The organism is Pseudomonas koreensis, assembly GCF_024169245.1.
GTDB classification, from domain to species: domain Bacteria; phylum Pseudomonadota; class Gammaproteobacteria; order Pseudomonadales; family Pseudomonadaceae; genus Aquipseudomonas; species Aquipseudomonas koreensis_F.
Genome location: NZ_JALJWP010000001.1, coordinates 5,403,541 through 5,422,037, shown reverse-complemented (window position 1 = coordinate 5,422,037; position 18,497 = coordinate 5,403,541). Strand labels below are relative to the sequence as shown.

Below are 18,497 nucleotides of genomic sequence, written 5' to 3'. Positions count from 1 at the left end.
GAGTCTTGGGGGCAGCATGGCCAATAACATCGATGACAAACTGGTGCTGGCGATTTCCTCGCGCGCCTTGTTCGACCTCAGCGAAAGCCACAAGGTCTACCTGTCGAGCGGCGTCGAAGCCTATCGGCAATATCAGATCGAGCACGAAGACGAAATCCTCGCGCCGGGCGATGCGTTCCCCTTGGTGGAGAAACTTCTGAGCCTGAACAGCCGCCTCGGCCGCGCGCGGGTCGAGGTGATTCTGGTCTCGCGCAACAGCGCCGACACCGGGCTGCGCGTGTTCAATTCGATTCACCATTATGGGCTGGCGATTTCCCGCGCGGCGTTCGTTGGTGGGCGCAGTCCGTATCCGTACCTGAAAGCGTTTGGTTGCGACCTGTTTCTCTCGACTCACGCTGAAGACGTGCGTGCGGCGCTGGATGCCGGGTTCGCCGCGGCAACGATCCTGTCCGGTGGCGCCAGCCGCGCGGCCAGCGATGAATTGCGCATTGCCTTCGACGGTGATGCGGTGATTTTTTCCGACGAGTCCGAGCGCGTCTATCAGTCTGGGGGGCTGGAAGCGTTTCAGGCCAAGGAGCGCGAATCGGCGCGCGAGCCGTTACGTGGCGGGCCGTTCAAAGGCTTTCTTGCAGCGCTGAATCTGTTGCAGCGCGAGTTTCCCGATGACGACTGCCCGATCCGCACGGCGCTGGTGACCGCGCGTTCGGCGCCGGCCCATGAGCGGGTGATTCGCACCTTGCGCGAATGGGATATCCGTCTCGATGAATCGCTGTTTCTCGGTGGTCTGACCAAGTCGGCGTTCCTCGAAGCCTTCGCCGCTGACGTGTTCTTCGATGACCAGACCGGGCATTGCGAGCTGGCCCGTGAAGTCGTCGCCACCGGCCACGTACCCCATGGCATCAGCAACGAACCGCCGATCTAGAGCCTTTTCATTCAGGACGTTGCGTCGCACGTCGCACTCGCCAAGGCACTGCTAAGCTGAATCAATCTCCGCCATCGTTGGCTCGCGAGGAGGTCCCGATGATTCGCTCAATGCTGTATGCCACCGACCTCGGTCTTTATGCACCGTTCGTGATGCAGCATGCCCTGGCGTTGGCGCGCACCTTCAATGCCGATCTGTATGTAGTGCACGCGGTGGAACCCATGGGCCTGTTTGCCGAGTCGGTGCTGCAGAGCTATCTCGATGAACAGGCATTGAACGAATTCCATAGTCAGGGTCTGAAAACAGTCATCGCCAATATCGAACAACGGGTGCTCGACAGCTTTCGTGAAGAACTGGGGGACGACGGCGAACAGGATCTGCAGCGCATTCGCGCAGTGCGCGTGCTGCAGGGCGATCCGTCGCAGGTGATTCTCGATCAGGTGCACAAGCTCTCGGTCGATCTGCTGATCGTCGGCAGTCACAGCCATGGCGTCGGCGCGGAAACACCGTTGGGGCGCACGGCGGCGCGGGTTCTGCAACTGGCCAAGGTGCCGGTGTATCTGGTGCCACTGATGGAGCGCCGGCGGCGGGAAGATCGTTGAAGCAGGAATAATGGCGTTTTGATAAAAAGTTCTAGATTTATTCTTCAAACCATTAATATAGTTATATACCGTCGCTGATGCCCGTGGCGTCTACCTGCTTTGAGGGATTGATATGAAGCTTCAACAACTGCGCTACATCTGGGAAGTGGCGCACCACGACCTCAACGTTTCCGCTACCGCCCAAAGCCTGTACACCTCGCAACCGGGCATCAGTAAACAGATTCGCCTGCTGGAAGATGAACTGGGCGTCGAAGTATTCGCCCGCAGTGGCAAGCACCTGACCCGCGTAACCCCGGCCGGCGAGCGCATCATCACCACCGCCGGCGAGATTCTGCGCAAGGTCGAGAGCATCAAGCAGATCGCTCAGGAATTCTCCAACGAGAAAAAGGGCACCCTGTCGATCGCCACAACTCACACCCAAGCGCGTTATGCGCTGCCGCCGGTGATCAGCAATTTCATCAAGCAATACCCGGACGTGGCTCTGCACATGCATCAGGGCTCGCCGATGCAGATCGCCGAAATGGCCGCTGACGGCACCGTCGATTTCGCCATTGCAACTGAAGCGCTGGAGCTGTTCGGCGACCTGGTGATGATGCCGTGCTACCGCTGGAACCGCTGCGTGGTCGTACCCCACGGCCACCCGCTGACCAAGCTGCCGAAGCTGACCCTCGAAGCGCTGGCCGAATACCCGATCGTTACTTACGTGTTCGGTTTCACCGGCCGCTCCAAACTCGACGAAGCGTTCAGCCACCGTGGGCTGACCCCGAAAGTGGTGTTCACCGCCGCTGACGCCGACGTGATCAAAACCTACGTGCGCCTGGGTCTGGGCGTGGGCATCGTGGCGAAAATGGCCGTCGATACCAAACTCGATAACGACCTGGTGGTGCTGGATGCCAGCGAGTTGTTCGAGTCGAGCATCACCAAGATCGGTTTCCGTCGCGGCACGTTCCTGCGTGGCTTCATGTGCGACTTCATCGAGAAGTTCGCCCCGCACCTGACCCGGGAAGTCATGGCCAAGGCCATTCAGTGCCACAACAAGCAGGAACTGGAAGAGCTGTTCGACGGCGTCGAACTGCCCGTTCACTAACTACCCGCTTCAGAGCACCTCGGTGACAGCGAACTGTTGCCGGGTGCCCGCCACCAGAATCTCCACCTCATCGCCTTCGAACTTGCCCAGCAGGCTTTTGCCCAGTGGCGAGCGCGGGGTGATGACGGTAACCGGCTGACCCACCACATCGACTTTCAGGCCCGCCGCATCCGGCGCCAGAAACAGCCATTGCTCGCGACCCTTTTCGTCTTCCAGACCGAGCAGAGCGCCGACTTCGATGCCGCGATTTTCATCGTAGGCACGCAACGTCAGGTTCTGGCACAGCGCCAGTGACTGACGGATCTCCTCAACCCGTTTCGCCTGACCGGCCGCCAGATACGACGCCTCCAGCCCTAGCGTGTCGTATTTGTTTTCGGCGATGTTTTCTTCGTGGGTCGCGGTTTCGTAAGCGGTTTGCGCGGCGCGCTCGGCAATGTCGAGGTCGATGCGCAGCTTGTCTAGGATCAATTGGTGGACGCTGTGTTTGTTCATGATCAATCGCAGAATTGCAAAACGTTGGCGCGGCTCTTTTCGGTCGGCGCGGTCTGGTCCTGCTGCAGCCAGAACTGGCATTTCGGATTGGAGGCATTGCGCGAATTGGCGCGCGCTTGATCCAGTCGGGCCTGCTGTTCATTCTTGCGCAGGTTTTCTTCGTACTGTTGGAACATCGGCGTTGGCGGCGGCGCAACCTCCGGTTGTGGCTCGACGGCTGCTGGTGGATTGACGCGCTGCTGCACCGCTTGCGCGACCGGGGCCAATTGCTCGGCAAAAAACAGACGCGATAGCAGCCAGCAGGTCAGCGCAATCGCCAGGAACCCCAGCCACAGGCCCAGCGCAATGCTGCCGGTCAGCTGCAGCGCGCTAAGCTGAACAGGCAAGGGTCGACGCGGATTCGGACGGTAGGGCATGGCGGCCTCCTGGCGGATGGTTGCAGGCGATTGGCGATTGTCGCACGAAGATTAATCGCCGTCGGCTCTTCTGCGCGAGCGCATTTATGCGGACAATCGAGGTTTTTTGCCAACGGGAGAACGGCATGCCTGAAGCGAAACCCCGCTGGGATATTTTCTGCACCGTGGTCGACAACTATGGCGACATCGGCGTGACCTGGCGCCTGGCCCGGCAATTGGTGGCCGAACATGTGTTGCCGGTGCGCCTGTGGGTGGATGATCTGCGCGCCTTCGAGCGTATCTGCCCAGAGATCGATGTCGATGTCGCGCAGCAGTGGCAGCAGGGTGTCGACGTGCGACAGTGGCCGAGCGAGTGGCCGCATGCGGACGCTGCCGACGTAGTCATCGCAGCCTTCGCCTGTCAGCTGCCCACTGATTACATGGACAGCATGGCCGCCCGGGAAACGCCGCCGTTGTGGCTCAACCTCGATTATCTCAGCGCCGAAGACTGGGTCACCGGTTGCCACGGCTTGCCGTCGGTGAAATACAAATCGGTGCGGAAATTCTTCTTCTTTCCAGGTTTCAAGCCGGGCACCGGAGGCTTGCTGCGTGAGCACGGATTGCTCGAACAGCGTCGGCAGTTTCAGCAGGATCGACCGGCGCAGCGAAAATTCCTGCAAGGTCTGGGCATCGATTCCGCGCCCGACGCGCAACTGATCTCGCTGTTTGCTTATGAAAACCCCGGGTTGGCCAGTTGGCTGGATGTGCTGGCGGCCGATGCACGGCCGACTCACCTGCTGGTGCCGGAAGGGCGGATTCTCGGCGATGTGGCGCACTGGCTGGATGCGGAAACCCTGACGGTCGGCGCGATTCATGTGCGCGAGTCGCTGACCGTACAAGTGCTGCCGTTCGTCCGTCAGGATCAATACGATCATTTGCTCTGGTGCTGCGATTTCAATGCGGTGCGTGGCGAAGATTCGTTCGTGCGGGCGCAATGGGCAGGGCGGCCGATGCTCTGGCACATCTACCAGCAGGACGACGACATCCATCTGGACAAGCTCGATGCGTTCCTCGATCTCTACACCCAAGGCCTTTCGCCTGCTGCTGCGCAGGCGATGAACGGTCTGTGGCGAGCCTGGAGCGCCGGCCAACCGATCGGCGAGCACTGGCTGGCGGCGCGGAATCATTGGTCTGAACTCGAGGAAAATGCCGAGGCATGGTGTCTGGAACAGGCCTTGCAGGCGGATCTTGCCACGGCGCTGGTACAGTTTTATGTAAATTGGATATGATACGCGGCCTAGATTTTTGTAAATCCCATCCAAATTCGGATATCCGCAATGAAAACTGGTAAAGAACTCAAACCCGGTACCGTGATCCGTATCGACAACGATCCTTGGCTGGTTCAGAAAGCTGAATTCACCAAGTCGGGCCGTAACAGCGCGATCATGAAGACCAAGCTGAAGAACCTGCTGACCGGTTACAAGACCGAAACCGTTTACGGTGCGGACGACAAACTGGACGACGTGATCCTGGATCGTAAAGAAGCCACCCTGTCGTTCATCAGCGGTGACACCTACACGTTCATGGACACCACTGACTACACCATGTACGAGCTGAACGCCGAAGACATCGAAAGCGTTCTGCCTTTCGTTGAAGAAGGCATGACCGACGTTTGCGAAGCGGTGTTCTTCGAAGAGCGTCTGGTTTCCGTAGAACTGCCGACCACCATCGTGCGTCAGGTTGACTACACCGAAGGCTCCGCTCGCGGTGACACTTCCGGCAAGGTGATGAAGCCTGCCAAACTGAAGAACGGTACCGAACTGTCGGTTGCCGACTTCATCGAAATCGGCGACATGATCGAGATCGATACCCGCGAAGGCGGTTCCTACAAAGGCCGTGCCAAATAAGCACTGGTTTTTGCGCAAAGAAAAAACCCGACCATTGAGTCGGGTTTTTTTGTGCCTGTTAGAAACACTCGGAACCCTGTGGGAGCGAGCTTGCTCGCGAAAGCGGTGTGTCATTCAACGGCATGTTGTCTGACAGGACGCCTTCGCGAGCAAGCTCGCTCCCACAATGGGACTGTGGTTATTTCAAGTGTTGCTTCAGTTCTTCAGACGCCTGCAACATCGCCGAACGCACCGCCGGTACCTGGCTGACCACGTTGAGCAAACCGTAATCGTGGATCATGCCGTTGTACCGCACCGACGTAACCGGCACTCCGGCCTCGTCGAGTTTGCGCGCATAGGCTTCGCCCTCATCGCGCAGTACATCGGCGCCTGCCGTCTGCACCAGTGCAGGCGGCAGGCCTTTGAGTTGCGCGGTGGTGGCGCGCAGCGGTGAGGCGTAGATCTCGTTGCGCTGCTTGGCGTCGGTGGTGTAGTTGTCCCAGAACCACTTCATCATGTTGCGAGTGAGGAAGTGCCCTTCGGCGTACTGGTTATACGAACCGGTGTCGAAGTTCGCGTCGGTGACCGGCCACAGCAGCACTTGGAATTTGATCGCCGGGGTGCCCTTGTCCTTGGCCATCAGCGCAACCACTGCGGCCATGTTGCCGCCGACGCTGTTGCCGGCCACGGCCAGACGCTTGCCGTCGACGTTGATCTCTTTGCCGTGTTCCGCCACCCATTTGGTCGCGGCGTAGGCCTGATTGATCGCCACCGGGTAATGCGCTTCCGGCGAAGGGGTGTAGTTGACGAATACCGCCGCCGCCCCCGAACCAACCACCAGATCCCGTACCAGACGTTCGTGAGTCGGGAAGTCCCCCAGCACCCAGCCGCCGCCGTGGAAGAACATGAACACCGGCAGCTCACCCTTGACCCCGGCCGGGCGGACGATGGTCAGGCTCAACGATTGACCATCGACCTGGATGGTCTTATCGCTGACATCGGCTTTGGGCAACGTCAACTTGACCCCGGACTGCGCGCCGACCAGCACGGCGCGGGCATCCTTGGGCGACAGCTGCTCGATAGGCTTGCCGCTGCCTGAATTCAGCGCATCGAGGAATGCCTGGGTGTTGTGTTCGACATCACCGGCGAACGCGCTGTGCACCGACAGGGCGAGAAGGGTACCGGTCAAGACTTTGCTGAAAGTGTTCATGTTCAATGTTCCTTGTTCGGGCCGGGGGCTTGAGTGATTACACGGTCACGTGCAGACGGACATCGACGTTGCCACGGGTGGCGTTGGAGTACGGGCAGACCTGGTGAGCGGCCTCGACCAGCGACTGCGCGTCGGCTTGTTCCAGACCCGGCAGGCTGATGTGCAAATCGATGTCCAGACCGAAACCGCCAGGGATCTGGCCGATGCCGACGTGAGCGGTGATCGATGCGTCGTCAGGAATCTTGCGCTTGGTCTGGCTGGCGACGAATTTCAGTGCGCCGATGAAGCAGGCCGAGTAACCGGCAGCGAACAGTTGCTCAGGATTGGTCGCCGCGCCGCCAGCACCGCCGAGTTCTTTCGGGGTGGCCAGTTTGACGTCGAGGACGTTGTCGCTGGAGATCGCACGACCGTCACGGCCGCCAGTGGAAGTTGCGATTGCGGTGTAGAGAGTTTGCATGGTGTGAGCCTCATTGGTTGTGTTGTTGTGCGCTAATTGTTTGCGCGCTAAGTAGGTGTGAAGAGAATGTATAGCGCTAATGTTTAGCGCGCAAGATAAATTTTCGAAGAAGATTTGCGGAAGGCCACTGTCGGGAGATCAATCAGCTGGAAAGGCTTGAGATAGAGCGGGCGGGGAGGACGTCGAAGGGTAAAAAATATTTTCAAGCGGCGCAAATCAACTGTAGGAGTGAGCCTGCTCGCGATAGCGGTGGGTCAGTCACCGCATGTGTGGCCTGACAGACCGCCATCGCGAGCAGGCTCACTCCTACAGGGGCTGCGTGCGTTCAGTTGAGGCTGTCTTGCAGATGTCCGCGCAGCGCTTGCAACTCGGCCTGCAACTTCTGCAAACGCTCAAGGGTGAAACCACTGGCGCCGAGAATGCACTGCGGCACGGTCTGCGCCTTGTCGCGCAAGGCGCGGCCTGCTGCGGTCAGTTCAACAATCACCACACGTTCATCTTCACGACTGCGGGTGCGGCTGAGCAGGCCTTCGCCTTCAAGACGCTTGAGCAATGGCGTCAGCGATCCCGGATCGGTCAGCAGGCGCGCGCTGATTTCTCCGACAGTCAAACCATCCTTCTCCCATAACACCATCATCGCCAGATACTGCGGATAGGTCAGGCCCAGCGCCTGCAATAGCGGCTTGTAGACCTTGGTCATCATCAGCGAAGTCGAGTGAAGGGCGAAGCACGCCTGATTGTCGAGCAGCAGGTCGTCGCAGTTGTCGCGTTCGGAAGTCATGTCAAAGCCTTGATCGTTGATCGTTTTTTAATCTAGCGCTCGAATCTTTAAGGCGCCAGATAAATATGCCCGGCGTCAGTGCCGGGCGAATTGCCGTTGCAGTGCCAGATCCCATGGCGGCACCGGACTGAAGCGGGTTTTCAGGTATTCCAGCAACAGGCGACTGCGCGAATGGATCTGCTGTTCCATGCGCAGCGCATAAATGCCGGTGGACTCCGGCGGCGGCAGGCCGTTTTCACAGAACAGCGGCACCAGCTCGCCCCGCAGCAGGTAATCACTGGCCAGCCAGGTTGGCAGGTGTGCGACGCCCAGACCCGCCGCCGCGCCACACGCCAGCGCTTCGGCGTTGTTGGCGCTCAGGCGCACGCGCGATGGCCGGTGCAATTGCAACTGCCCGTCCACGTCGAATTTCCAGGCAAAGGGCGGAGCGAGGCCTTCCCAGTCGAGGCCATCGTGTTCGCTCAATTGCGCGGGATGACTGGGCACGCCGCGCTGTTTGAGATAGTCAGGACTGGCGCAGGCCACGCGGACCATGCTTGCCAGTGGAGTAGCAACCAGGCGCGAGTCAGCCAACTGCCCGGTACGCAACACCAGATCGACCTTGCCCAGACTGCTGCCGGCCATGTCGATGAAGCTGTCGATCAGATGCATCTGCACATCGAGTCCCGGGTACAGCAGGAGAAAGTCGGCGATCACCGGCGCCAGATGCCGCCGTCCGAATGCCGCTGGTGCATCGATGCGGATCAAGCCTTCCGGCGCGCTGCTCAACGACACTGCTTCGGCGCGGGCCAGCTGCAATTCGGCGATGATCCGTCGCGCCCGTTCGGCAAAGGCCAGACCGGCCGAAGTCGGCAGCACGGCATGGGTACTGCGTACGAACAGCTGACTGCCGACGGCACTCTCCAGGCTGTCGATGCGCCGGGCCACGGCGGAAGGCGTCAGTGGATGACGGCGCGACGCGGCAGAAAAGCTGCCACTCTCCAGCACATCGAGAAACAAACCGAGCTGATCGGTCAGTTGATTAGGATTCATGGAAAACGCTTATGCAAAATCGGCACAGCCATTGTGCGTTGCTGTGCGTTTCCCCGCTAGGCGCGAGTGCGTAGCATTGGCCGCCTGTCGTTAGAGGATTACGCTTGTGATGGATTTTCTGTTGTACCTGCTGTTCGGCGCTGCTCTTGGCACATTGGGCGGGATCTTTGGCATTGGCGGCGGTTTGATCGCGATTCCGCTGCTTGGCGTGTGGTTTGGGCTTGATCAGCAGATCGCCCAAGGCACGGCGCTGGTGATGGTGGTACCGAACGTGATGCTGGCGCTGTGGCGTTATCATCAGCGCAACCGCATCGAATTGCGCCATGCGCTGCCGCTGGCAGTGATGGGCTTCTGCTTCGCTTGGCTCGGTTCGATCTGGGCGGTGGGCATTGATGCACAAACCATGCGCATCGGTTTTGTCGCGTTTCTGGTGGCGCTGTCGGCTTACAACCTGTTGAAAATGTTCGGTCCGCGCCCGGCGCCGACTGCCGAAATGCGCTATTCATGGCCGTGGCTGGGCGTGCTTGGCGCGGCGTCAGGAACCATGGGCGGCTTGTTCGGCGTGGGCGGCGCGGTGGTCGCGACGCCGGTGCTGACCAGCCTGTTCGGCACCACGCAAGTGGTCGCTCAAGGTCTGTCGCTGGCGCTGGCTTTGCCGAGCACCGGTGTGACGCTGGTGACCTACGCCGTGCACCATGAGGTCGACTGGATGATCGGTCTGCCTCTGGCGGTCGGAGGTCTGCTCAGCATCAGTTGGGGCGTGAAAGTGGCCCACGCCATGCCGGAAAAGCTTCTGCGCGGGCTGTTCTGCGGATTCCTGGTGCTGTGTGCGGTGATGCTCGCGTTTAAAGTTTGAAACCTTCGACGATGTGCTCGGCCAGGCACTCGGTGATTGGCGACGGGTTGTTCAGATTGCGGATCAGCATGATGCTCGCCTCGGGCAGCAGCGGCAGGTCTTCGGCGGCGCCGAGGATGCGCATGTCCGGGGTGATCAGGCTTTCCAGCTGCGCGGTGATTGCCAGACCCGCGCTGACCACGGCCATCAGCGCCGACAGGCTGCTGCTGTTGTAGGCGATGCGGTAATCGCGGCCCATCGCATCCAGCGCATTGCACGCCCATAAGCGGCAGAAACAATCACTGTTGAACATTGCCAGGGGCAGCGGCGTCTGTTCGTGGGCGCTGAAATTCTGCGCCTCGGCCCAGACAAAGCGCTCCTTGCGCAGCAACTGGCCGATCTCGTTGCCCGGCTCGCGGGTGACGATCGACAAATCCAGATCGGTGCGTTGCAGCAACTGCTTGCTCGATTCGCAATGCACCTCGATCTGGATCAGCGGATAGAACTGCGCAAACCGCGACAAAATTCCCGGCAGAAACCGCATCACATAATCGTCCGGTGTGCCGATGCGCACGGTGCCGACCATGTGTGGCTCGCGCAGGGTGTTGAACACCTCGCTGTGCAGTTTGAGGATGCGCCGTGCGTAACCGAGCAGCACCTGGCCTTCAGCCGTCAGTCGCACCTGGCGACCATCGCGTTCGAACAGCTGGCGCTGCAACACGTCTTCTTCCAGGCGTTTCATCTGCATGCTCACCGCCGACTGGGTGCGGTTGACCATCTCGCCAGCACGGGTGAAACCGCCCTGATCGGCGATCGCGACGAAGGTGCGCAGGACATCGGTATCGATACTGGGGTACGCGGACAATTGATGAATCTCCGTGATGCATGCCATCAGAAACATTCGTTGGATTGATCTTAGCGCCAGCGCGAGACTTGAGCCATCCACAAAAGGAGGCAAGACGATGAAAGGTCAAAGAGAGTATGTGAGTGAACAACAGCAGTCTGGCCACGGCCATATCGTGTCCGATCTGCTGCACAAGTTCAGCCGTTGGTATGAGCTGCACCGTGAACGGGAATTGCTCGCTGGTCTGAGCGACGAAGCGTTGAAGGACATCGGCATCAGCCGCGCCGATGTCGAACACGAAACCGTGCGGCCGTTCTGGGACGACCCGATGCATAAATGATGAGGCTATCGCTACACAAACCCCTTTCAGGTGAGGTAGGTTGCGAGCAGACATGGAGGAATCAATGCCCGCGACAGTGTCCTTTTCCCTCAAACAGGCGCGACGTCTGGCGCTGGCTGCCCAAGGGTTCAATGGGCGCCAGCCGCCGACCGTCAACGCCAGCCACCTCAACCGGCTGATCGAACGGCTGGGCCTGCTGCAAATCGATTCCGTCAATGCCGTGGTGCGCTCGCACTACCTGCCGCTGTTTTCCCGCCTGGGTTCCTATTCCTCTGATTTGCTCGACCAGGCTGCCTGGAGTTCCGGGCGTCGGCGCACGCTGTTCGAATATTGGGGCCACGAAGCGTCGCTGCTGCCGCTGACGATGTACCCGTTGTTGCGCTGGCGTATGCAGCGAGCCAGACGTGGCGAGGACATCTATCAGCAACTGGCAAAGTTTGGTCGCGAACAACAGGACACCATTCGCCGCGTGCTGGCTTCGGTTGAAGAGCGGGGCGCACTGGGCGCCGGCAGTTTGTCGACCCGGCAGGACAAAGCAGGACCCTGGTGGGACTGGAGTGCCGAGAAACACGCGCTGGAATGGCTGTTCGCCGCTGGCGAGGTGACGGTGGCGGGGCGCCGCGGTTTCGAGCGTTTGTACGATCTACCCGAGCGGGTCCTTCCGGCAGCGGTCCTGCAGCAGCCGCTGCTGGATGAGGCTGAAGCGCAACGCGGTCTGCTGTTGCATGCGGCGCAGGCATTGGGCGTCGGTACGGAAAAAGACCTGCGCGATTATTTCCGCCTGAATCCTGTGGATGCGCGGCCGCGTCTGGCTGAACTGGTTGAGGCGGGGCAATTGCAGATGTGCGAAGTCGGCGATTGGCGGCAGATCGCCTATTGCCTGCCGGAGCCCAAAGTGCCGCGAAAAGTCGTTGCCAGTGCGCTGTTGTCGCCGTTCGACTCATTGATCTGGGAACGCAGCCGCACCGAGCGCTTATTCGATTTTCGCTATCGCCTGGAGATTTACACACCGCAACCCAAGCGGGTCTATGGCTATTACGTGCTGCCGTTTTTGCACAACGAACGGATCGCCGCGCGGGTTGATCTGCGTGCCGAACGGGCGGCGGGGCAGTTGGCGGTGCATGCGGTTCACGAGGAAGAGCCGGGGCTGGGCGAGGAGGGGATGCTGGCGCTGGCGCTGAATCTGCGGCGGATGGCGCAGTGGCTGGGGCTGGCGCGGGTGCAGTTGAATTGTCAGCGCGAGAGTGCGGCTCGGCTCAGGCTGGTATTGGCGCAAATTGAGGGTGTCTGAGCTGGCCCCTTCGCGAGCAAGCTCGCTCCCACATTGGTTTTGTGTAGGCCACAGGTCCTGTGTGGGAGCGAGCTTGCTCGCGAAGATGGCGACTCGGTTTAGCGCCGGACTTGCTTCAACGTCTCGGCAATCAAAAACGCCAACTCCAGCGACTGATCGGCATTCATCCGTGGATCACAATGGGTGTGATAACGGTCGGACAACCCATCCTCGGTAATCGGCCGCGCACCGCCAATGCATTCGGTGACGTTCTGCCCGGTCATCTCGATATGGATGCCACCGGCATAACTGCCTTCCGCTTCGTGCACCTGGAAGAACTGCTTCACTTCGCCAAGGATCTGCGCAAAGTCGCGGGTCTTGTAGCCGCTGCTGGCCTTGATGGTGTTGCCGTGCATCGGGTCGGAGCTCCACAGCACGTGCTTGCCTTCGCGCTGCACCGCCCGGATCAGTGCCGGCAGATGTTCGCCGACCTTGTTCGCGCCCATCCGCGCGATCAGGTTCAGACGGCCCGGATCATTGTCCGGGTTGAGCACGTCGATCAGGCGGATCAGGTCATCGGGGTTCATGCTCGGGCCGACCTTGACGCCGATCGGGTTGTTCACCCCGCGCAGGAATTCGACATGCGCGCCGTCGAGCTGACGGGTGCGGTCGCCGATCCACAGCATGTGCGCCGAGCAATCGTAGTAATCGTTGGTCAGGCTGTCGCGGCGCACGAAGGCTTCTTCGTAGTTCAGCAGCAACGCTTCGTGGGCGGTGAAGAAACTGGTTTCGCGCAGTTGCGGCGAGCTGTCCATGCCGCAGGCGCGCATGAACGCCAGCGTCTCATCGATGCGGTCGGCAAGGTGGCTGTACTTCTCGGCCAGCGCCGAATTGGCGATGAAATCCAGATTCCACTTGTGCACTTGATGCAGGTCGGCAAAACCGCCCTGAGCGAAAGCGCGCAACAGGTTCAGGGTCGCGGTGGACTGATGGTAGGACTGCAGCAGACGTTCCGGATCGGGCACGCGGCTCTTTTCATCGAAGCCGATGCCATTGACGATGTCGCCACGATAGGCCGGCAGGGTCACGCCGCCGATGGTTTCGTCGTTGGCCGAACGCGGCTTGGCGAACTGGCCGGCCATGCGTCCGACCTTGACCACTGGGCAACCGGCGGCAAAGGTCATGACGATCGCCATTTGCAGCAACACTTTAAAGGTGTCGCGGATCTTCGCTGCGGAGAATTCGGCAAAGCTTTCCGCGCAATCGCCGCCCTGCAACAGAAACGCCCGGCCCTGGGTGACTTCGGCGAACTGACGGCGCAGCTCGCGCGCTTCGCCGGCGAACACCAGCGGCGGATAGCTGGCCAGTGTCTGCTCGACCTGGCGCAGGTGCGCGGCGTCGGGGTATTGCGGTTGTTGCTGGATCGGCAGGGCGCGCCAGCTGTCAGGGCTCCACGGTTGGCTCATCACGGTCTCGAAGTTCATACGCAGGGGAGCGCCATGTTAGCAGCAATTAGTGCGTGACCTGTTCCCGCCCCATCGCCGACAATCGCTGCTTTGCCACGGTGCCACAGCGGCGCCATCGCGTCACCGCGCCCGGTGACCATCAGGAGACGAAATGACTGAGGAGCGCGTCGAGCATCTGCTCGCCGAAGTACAGGATGAGTTCGGCGTGATTCGCGTGCTGGAAGTGGCCGATTACCGCTTTCTCGAGTTCGGCGATGCGATCGAGCAGAGCTGCGTGTTCACCGCCGACCCGAGCTGGCTCGAATATGATTACACCCGCGCGATGCTGATCGGTGCGTTGTGCCATGAGCAGCCGGAGAGCGCGCTGTTTCTCGGGCTCGGTGCCGGTACGCTGACCCAAGCCTGTCTCAAATTCCTGCCGCTGGAAGACGTCGAAGCCATCGAACTGCGCCCGGACGTCCCGCGTCTGGCCATCGAATATTTGGGCCTGGATGACGATCCGCGTTTGTACATCCGCGTCGGCGATGCGCTGGAATTGCTGCCGACTGCCGAGCCGGCGGACCTGATTTTCGTCGACCTGTACACCGATGTCGGCCCGGGTGTAGGGCATCTGGCCTGGAGTTTTCTCGGCGATTGTCAGAAGCGCCTGAATCCGGGCGGCTGGCTGGTGATCAACCAGTGGGCCACCGATGACGGCAAACCGCTGGGAGCGGCGTTGTTGCGCGGGCTCTATCACCGGCACTACTGGGAATTGCCGGTGAAGGAGGGCAACGTGATTCTGATCGTCCCGGCGGATCTTGATCAGGCACTGGACATGCAGGCGCTGACCCAACGGGCCGAAGCGCTGGCGCCGCAGCTGGGGTATTCGTTGCAGTCGTTGATCAAGGCGATTCGCCCGGCAACTTGATTTGTCATTGATGCCCCCTTCGCGAGCAAGCTCGCTCCCACATTTGGAATGCGTTCCCCCTGTGGGAGCGAGCTTGCTCGCGAAGGGGGCATCATGAACGGTGCAACTTTCAGATCCCTTTGAAGATCCCTGGCCGCCGCTCCACCATCGACCGCACCCCCTCCCTGGCATCCTCAGTGGCGAGCAACTTCTTCACCAGCGCCGGCAACCCCTGCGCCGCTGCTGTTTCACCTTCATACCGAGCCTGTCGCGCTGACATCAGCGTCGCCTGCACGCCCAGCGGCGCCTGTCGGGCAATCCGCTCGGCCAGCTCGATCGCCCGGGGCATCAGGTCTTCGCTGGCCATCACTTCCTGCACCAGGCCCAAACGCAACGCATCGTGGGCATCAAACTCATCGCCGGTGAGCAACCAGCGCATCGCATTGCCCCAGCCGGCGATTTGCTGAAAACGCAAAGTCGCGCCGCCAAAAGGAAAGATCCCACGCTGCACTTCCATCTGCGCGAAGCGGGTATTGCTCGCGCACAGGTTGATGTCTGCCGCCAGCATCAACTCGATGCCGATGGTCAGGCAGTAACCCTGCGCGGCGACAATTACCGGTTTGCTCACCCGGGGCCCAACGAAAACGCCCCAGGGGTCGCAACCGCCGGGCGGCACCTGCCAGCCTTCGGCCAGGGCGGCGCTGGCATTGACCAGATCGAGCCCGGCGGTGAAGTGTTCACCGTGGCCGAACACCACGGCCACCCGCGCTTCGCGGTCGGCTTCGAACTCGCCATAGGCGCGGCTCAGGTCGTTGAGCAGGTCGAGGTCGAAGGCGTTGCGCTTGGCCGCCCGATCGAGGCCGATAAGGTGCAGGTGACCACGACGTTCTCGGCTGACGCGGCCGGCGCAGGGCTGGTTCATGGCGAAATCCTCAAGCGGGAAGGGCAAAGGCGCGGCGCTTTGCCGCAGCTCGGTGAATCGTTTTAGCGGCATCGCCCACAGGGCCGGGCCCTTGCAAAATAGACCGTGGCGCGATTATCCGCAAAACCCCGTTGCACGGCGGTGACACACGGATTGTGTCGTTAAAAAAAGCTCCCTTTTCGGGCGAAATCCGGTATAGTGCGCGCCGGCCTTTAACCGGGCCGCGTTTAGGTAGCGCATTTCCCGAAGTCAGCTTCGGCTGCACGTCCGCATTGCGGGCTCTCCCTTGACGATTCATCTTCATTCATTCGTTTTCGCAAATCCCCGCCGACAAAGCTGCCAGGGCGACTCTTGAGTCTCAACACGGCATGCGCAGCTTTGGAGCATGGGTCTTTGCGGATGCACTTAGAGGCAGACCCATGACCCAGGAAACCGGCGGATTCGCCGCTTTTAATCTCAACCCGAATATCCTTGCAGCCGTCGCAGCGACTGGCTACGAAGAGCCTTCGGCGATTCAGCAGCAATCGATCCCGATCATCATGGCCGGCCAGGACATGATTGGCCAGGCGCAAACCGGTACCGGTAAAACCGCCGCGTTCGCACTGCCTATTCTGCACCGCATCGATCCTGCCAAGCGCGAACCGCAAGCCCTGATCCTGGCGCCAACCCGAGAGTTGGCGCTGCAAGTAGCAACCGCTTTTGAAACCTACGCCAAGCAAATGCCAGGCGTTACCGTCGTGGCCGTTTACGGCGGCGCGCCGATGGGCCCGCAACTCAAGGCAATCCGTAATGGCGCACAGATCGTTGTCGCTACTCCGGGTCGTCTGTGCGACCACCTGCGTCGCGACGAGAAAGTTCTGTCGACCGTGAACCATCTGGTTCTCGACGAAGCCGACGAAATGTTGAAGCTTGGCTTCATGGATGACCTGGAAGTCATCTTCAAGGCTCTGCCAGCAACCCGCCAGACCGTGTTGTTCTCGGCGACCCTGCCGCAGTCGATTCGCGCCATTGCCGAACGCCACCTGCGCGATCCGCAACACGTCAAGATCCAGACCAAGACCCAGACCGTTACCGCGATCGAACAGGCTCACCTGTTGGTTCACGCTGACCAGAAAACCTCGGCCGTGCTCAGCCTGCTGGAAGTCGAAGACTTCGACGCACTGATCATGTTCGTGCGCACCAAGCAGGCCACTCTGGACCTGGCCAGCGCTCTCGACGCCAAAGGCTACAAAGCCGCGGCGCTGAACGGTGATATCGCCCAGAACCAGCGTGAGCGCGTTATCGACTCGCTGAAAGATGGCCGTCTGGACATCGTTGTCGCGACCGACGTTGCTGCCCGTGGTCTGGACGTTCCGCGCATCACTCACGTGTTCAACGTTGACATGCCGTACGACCCGGAGTCCTACGTGCACCGTATCGGCCGTACCGGTCGTGCCGGTCGCGAAGGTCGTGCGCTGCTGCTGGTGACTCCACGTGAGCGCCGCATGCTGCAAGTGATCGAGCGTGTGACCGGTCAGAAAGTTGCTGAAGTCCGCCTGCCGGACGCTCAGGCTGTGCTCGATGCACGCATCAAGAAACTGACCAACAGCCTGTCGCCGCTGGTTGCTGATGCCGAATCGACTCACGGTGAACTGCTCGATCGCCTGACCGCCGACATCGGTTGCACCCCGCGTGCACTGGCTGCTGCGCTGCTGCGCAAGGCTACCAACGGTCAAGCGCTGAACCTGGCGGCGATCGAGAAGGAACGTCCGCTGGTGCCGAACAACGCACCGCGTGGCGACCGTCCTGAGCGCACCGGTGATCGTCCGGACCGTGGTGACCGCGAGCGTCGCGCGCCAATGCCTTTGGGCGAAGGCCGTGCTCGTTGCCGTACCGCGCTGGGTGCGCGTGACGGTATCGCTGCGAAAAACCTGCTGGGCGCCATCCTCAACGAAGGCGGTCTGGCCCGTGAAGCGATCGGTCGCATCCAGGTGCGGGACAGCTTCAGCCTCGTCGAGCTGCCGGAAGAAGGTCTGGAAAAACTCCTGACCAAACTGAAGGACACTCGCGTGGCCGGTAAGCAGCTCAAGCTGCGTCGCTACCGCGAAGATTGATCCGCCCTTGGGTTGATTGATCGCAGATAAAAAAATCCCCGACTGGTTCGGGGATTTTTTTTGCCTGTTCTCAAGATCAAAAGATCGCAGCCTTCGGCAGCTCCTGCATTTTGGAATGTGATCCACTGTAGGAACTGCCGAAGGCTGCGATCTTTTGCTGTTAACCGAAACGATAAATATCCATACCCAACGCGCCCATCGTAAAGCCCTGATGCGCCACGCTGAACTCACCGCCAGCACCGCGCGCAAAATACAACGGCAACAAATGCTCATCACTCGGGTGACTGCGCACGGCATTCGGCGCTTGCCGACGATAGTCGTGCAGCGCCGCCTCATCGTCGGCTGCGAGCCTTTCGATTACCCAGTCACGGAAGTCCCGCGCCCATGGTTCAACGCTTTCCGGCCCGGCATGCCAGTCCAGCTCGCGCAGGTTATGGGTGATGCTGCCGGAGCCGATCAACAGAATGCCCTGTTCGCGCAGGCTCGCCAGCGCACGGCCAACTCGTGTCTGCAACGCCGGCCCGCCACGACTCGGCAGCGAGACTTGCACCACTGGAATATCGGCCTGCGGATACATCAGCGACAACGGCACCCAGACGCCATGATCGAACGGCCGTTGCGGATCGAGACGCGCCGGCAGGTTATTGGCGTTCAGCAGCTCAGCCACTTCGGCTGCCAACCGCGGATTGCCCGGCGCTGGATATTGCACTTCGAACAGCGCTCGCGGAAAACCGCCGAAGTCGTGCCAGGTCTCCGGATGCGGATGGCTGCCCACCAGCAGCTCTTGGCTTTCCCAATGTGCCGAGACGATGACGATGGCTTTGGGGCGTGGCAACTCGGCGGCCAGTCGTGCCAATGCCGGGCCGCTGGCACCGGGTTCCAGCGCCAGCATCGGTGAACCGTGGGAGATAAACAGGCTGGGCAACATGGACGGACTCCTCAGCGTTAAGATGAGCCATCTTCAGTCAGGTCATCGA

The 18,497-nt window shown here is 60.7% G+C and carries 20 protein-coding genes; 10 read left to right on the top strand and 10 right to left on the bottom strand.

Annotation, left to right across the window (positions count from 1 at the left end; all coding sequences use genetic code 11):
• Positions 1-16: 16 nt before the first annotated feature.
• From J2Y90_RS23995 to cysB, 3 genes are all read left to right on the top strand, one after another.
• Entirely contained in the window at positions 17-922 is a 906-nt protein-coding gene (locus J2Y90_RS23995; protein ID WP_024013777.1) for a 5'-nucleotidase, read from the top strand.
• 98 nt (positions 923-1,020) lie between these two features.
• Positions 1,021-1,524, top strand: coding sequence for a universal stress protein (locus J2Y90_RS23990; RefSeq protein ID WP_016770874.1), 504 nt, complete (start codon positions 1,021-1,023; stop codon positions 1,522-1,524).
• 112 nt (positions 1,525-1,636) lie between these two features.
• Positions 1,637-2,611 carry an HTH-type transcriptional regulator CysB gene (gene cysB / locus J2Y90_RS23985; RefSeq protein ID WP_016770873.1) on the top strand — a complete coding sequence of 325 codons (975 nt, stop codon included), beginning with the start codon at positions 1,637-1,639 and terminating at the stop codon, positions 2,609-2,611.
• A 9-nt stretch (positions 2,612-2,620) separates the two neighbouring features.
• On the opposite strand, the gene J2Y90_RS23980 is transcribed toward cysB, so the two are convergent.
• Positions 2,621-3,103 (bottom strand): GreA/GreB family elongation factor, encoded by a 483-nt coding sequence (locus tag J2Y90_RS23980; protein WP_071173126.1) that lies wholly within the window; start codon positions 3,101-3,103, stop codon positions 2,621-2,623.
• Between the two features lie 2 nt (positions 3,104-3,105).
• Complete coding sequence (locus J2Y90_RS23975) at positions 3,106-3,519, bottom strand: hypothetical protein (RefSeq protein ID WP_253504071.1); 414 nt, start codon at positions 3,517-3,519, stop codon at positions 3,106-3,108.
• Between the two features lie 125 nt (positions 3,520-3,644).
• Here J2Y90_RS23975 and earP point away from each other — a divergent pair, with 125 nt between their 5' ends.
• Both earP and J2Y90_RS23965 read left to right on the top strand, forming a co-directional pair.
• Complete coding sequence (gene earP / locus J2Y90_RS23970) at positions 3,645-4,787, top strand: elongation factor P maturation arginine rhamnosyltransferase EarP (protein WP_253504068.1); 1,143 nt, start codon at positions 3,645-3,647, stop codon at positions 4,785-4,787.
• A 48-nt stretch (positions 4,788-4,835) separates the two neighbouring features.
• Positions 4,836-5,405, top strand: coding sequence for an elongation factor P (locus J2Y90_RS23965; RefSeq protein ID WP_003226785.1), 570 nt, complete (start codon positions 4,836-4,838; stop codon positions 5,403-5,405).
• A 178-nt stretch (positions 5,406-5,583) separates the two neighbouring features.
• On the opposite strand, the gene J2Y90_RS23960 is transcribed toward J2Y90_RS23965, so the two are convergent.
• The 4 genes from J2Y90_RS23960 to J2Y90_RS23945 form a co-directional block, all read right to left on the bottom strand.
• Positions 5,584-6,594 (bottom strand): alpha/beta hydrolase, encoded by a 1,011-nt coding sequence (locus tag J2Y90_RS23960; protein ID WP_253504065.1) that lies wholly within the window; start codon positions 6,592-6,594, stop codon positions 5,584-5,586.
• 37 nt (positions 6,595-6,631) lie between these two features.
• A complete protein-coding gene (locus J2Y90_RS23955) occupies positions 6,632-7,051 on the bottom strand; it encodes an organic hydroperoxide resistance protein (protein ID WP_008009416.1) in 420 nt (139 codons plus the stop codon).
• A 325-nt stretch (positions 7,052-7,376) separates the two neighbouring features.
• The gene (locus tag J2Y90_RS23950) at positions 7,377-7,832 is read right to left on the bottom strand and encodes a MarR family winged helix-turn-helix transcriptional regulator (protein ID WP_253504062.1); all 456 of its coding nucleotides are present in this window, start codon (positions 7,830-7,832) and stop codon (positions 7,377-7,379) included.
• Positions 7,833-7,907: 75 nt separating this feature from the next.
• Positions 7,908-8,864, bottom strand: coding sequence for a LysR substrate-binding domain-containing protein (locus J2Y90_RS23945; protein ID WP_253504059.1), 957 nt, complete (start codon positions 8,862-8,864; stop codon positions 7,908-7,910).
• Positions 8,865-8,973: 109 nt separating this feature from the next.
• Here J2Y90_RS23945 and J2Y90_RS23940 point away from each other — a divergent pair, with 109 nt between their 5' ends.
• Positions 8,974-9,720 (top strand): sulfite exporter TauE/SafE family protein, encoded by a 747-nt coding sequence (locus J2Y90_RS23940; RefSeq protein ID WP_301291685.1) that lies wholly within the window; start codon positions 8,974-8,976, stop codon positions 9,718-9,720.
• Here the strand turns inward: J2Y90_RS23940 and J2Y90_RS23935 are convergent.
• The gene (locus tag J2Y90_RS23935; RefSeq protein ID WP_172667885.1) at positions 9,710-10,564 is read right to left on the bottom strand and encodes a LysR substrate-binding domain-containing protein; all 855 of its coding nucleotides are present in this window, start codon (positions 10,562-10,564) and stop codon (positions 9,710-9,712) included. The two genes, J2Y90_RS23940 and J2Y90_RS23935, sit on opposite strands and share 11 nt — an antisense overlap.
• A 97-nt stretch (positions 10,565-10,661) precedes the next feature.
• Between J2Y90_RS23935 and J2Y90_RS23930 the strand changes: the two genes are divergently transcribed.
• Complete coding sequence (locus tag J2Y90_RS23930; protein WP_253504056.1) at positions 10,662-10,883, top strand: DUF1127 domain-containing protein; 222 nt, start codon at positions 10,662-10,664, stop codon at positions 10,881-10,883.
• Between the two features lie 64 nt (positions 10,884-10,947).
• Positions 10,948-12,174, top strand: coding sequence for a winged helix-turn-helix domain-containing protein (locus J2Y90_RS23925; RefSeq protein WP_253504053.1), 1,227 nt, complete (start codon positions 10,948-10,950; stop codon positions 12,172-12,174).
• A gap of 98 nt (positions 12,175-12,272) precedes the next feature.
• On the opposite strand, the gene J2Y90_RS23920 is transcribed toward J2Y90_RS23925, so the two are convergent.
• On the bottom strand, positions 12,273-13,619 hold the full coding sequence (locus tag J2Y90_RS23920; protein ID WP_253505323.1) for a class II 3-deoxy-7-phosphoheptulonate synthase: 1,347 nt from the start codon (positions 13,617-13,619) through the stop codon (positions 12,273-12,275).
• A 151-nt stretch (positions 13,620-13,770) separates the two neighbouring features.
• Here J2Y90_RS23920 and J2Y90_RS23915 point away from each other — a divergent pair, with 151 nt between their 5' ends.
• Positions 13,771-14,526, top strand: coding sequence for a spermidine synthase (locus J2Y90_RS23915; protein WP_253504050.1), 756 nt, complete (start codon positions 13,771-13,773; stop codon positions 14,524-14,526).
• Between the two features lie 109 nt (positions 14,527-14,635).
• On the opposite strand, the gene J2Y90_RS23910 is transcribed toward J2Y90_RS23915, so the two are convergent.
• A complete protein-coding gene (locus J2Y90_RS23910) occupies positions 14,636-15,427 on the bottom strand; it encodes a crotonase/enoyl-CoA hydratase family protein (protein WP_253504047.1) in 792 nt (263 codons plus the stop codon).
• Positions 15,428-15,846: 419 nt separating this feature from the next.
• Between J2Y90_RS23910 and J2Y90_RS23905 the strand changes: the two genes are divergently transcribed.
• Positions 15,847-17,520: a DEAD/DEAH box helicase gene (locus J2Y90_RS23905; RefSeq protein ID WP_253504044.1), complete on the top strand. Its 1,674-nt coding sequence runs from the start codon at positions 15,847-15,849 to the stop codon at positions 17,518-17,520.
• 160 nt (positions 17,521-17,680) lie between these two features.
• Here J2Y90_RS23905 and J2Y90_RS23900 read toward each other — a convergent pair whose 3' ends face one another.
• Positions 17,681-18,448 (bottom strand): DODA-type extradiol aromatic ring-opening family dioxygenase, encoded by a 768-nt coding sequence (locus tag J2Y90_RS23900; protein ID WP_253504041.1) that lies wholly within the window; start codon positions 18,446-18,448, stop codon positions 17,681-17,683.
• Between the last annotated feature and the right edge of the window lie 49 nt (positions 18,449-18,497).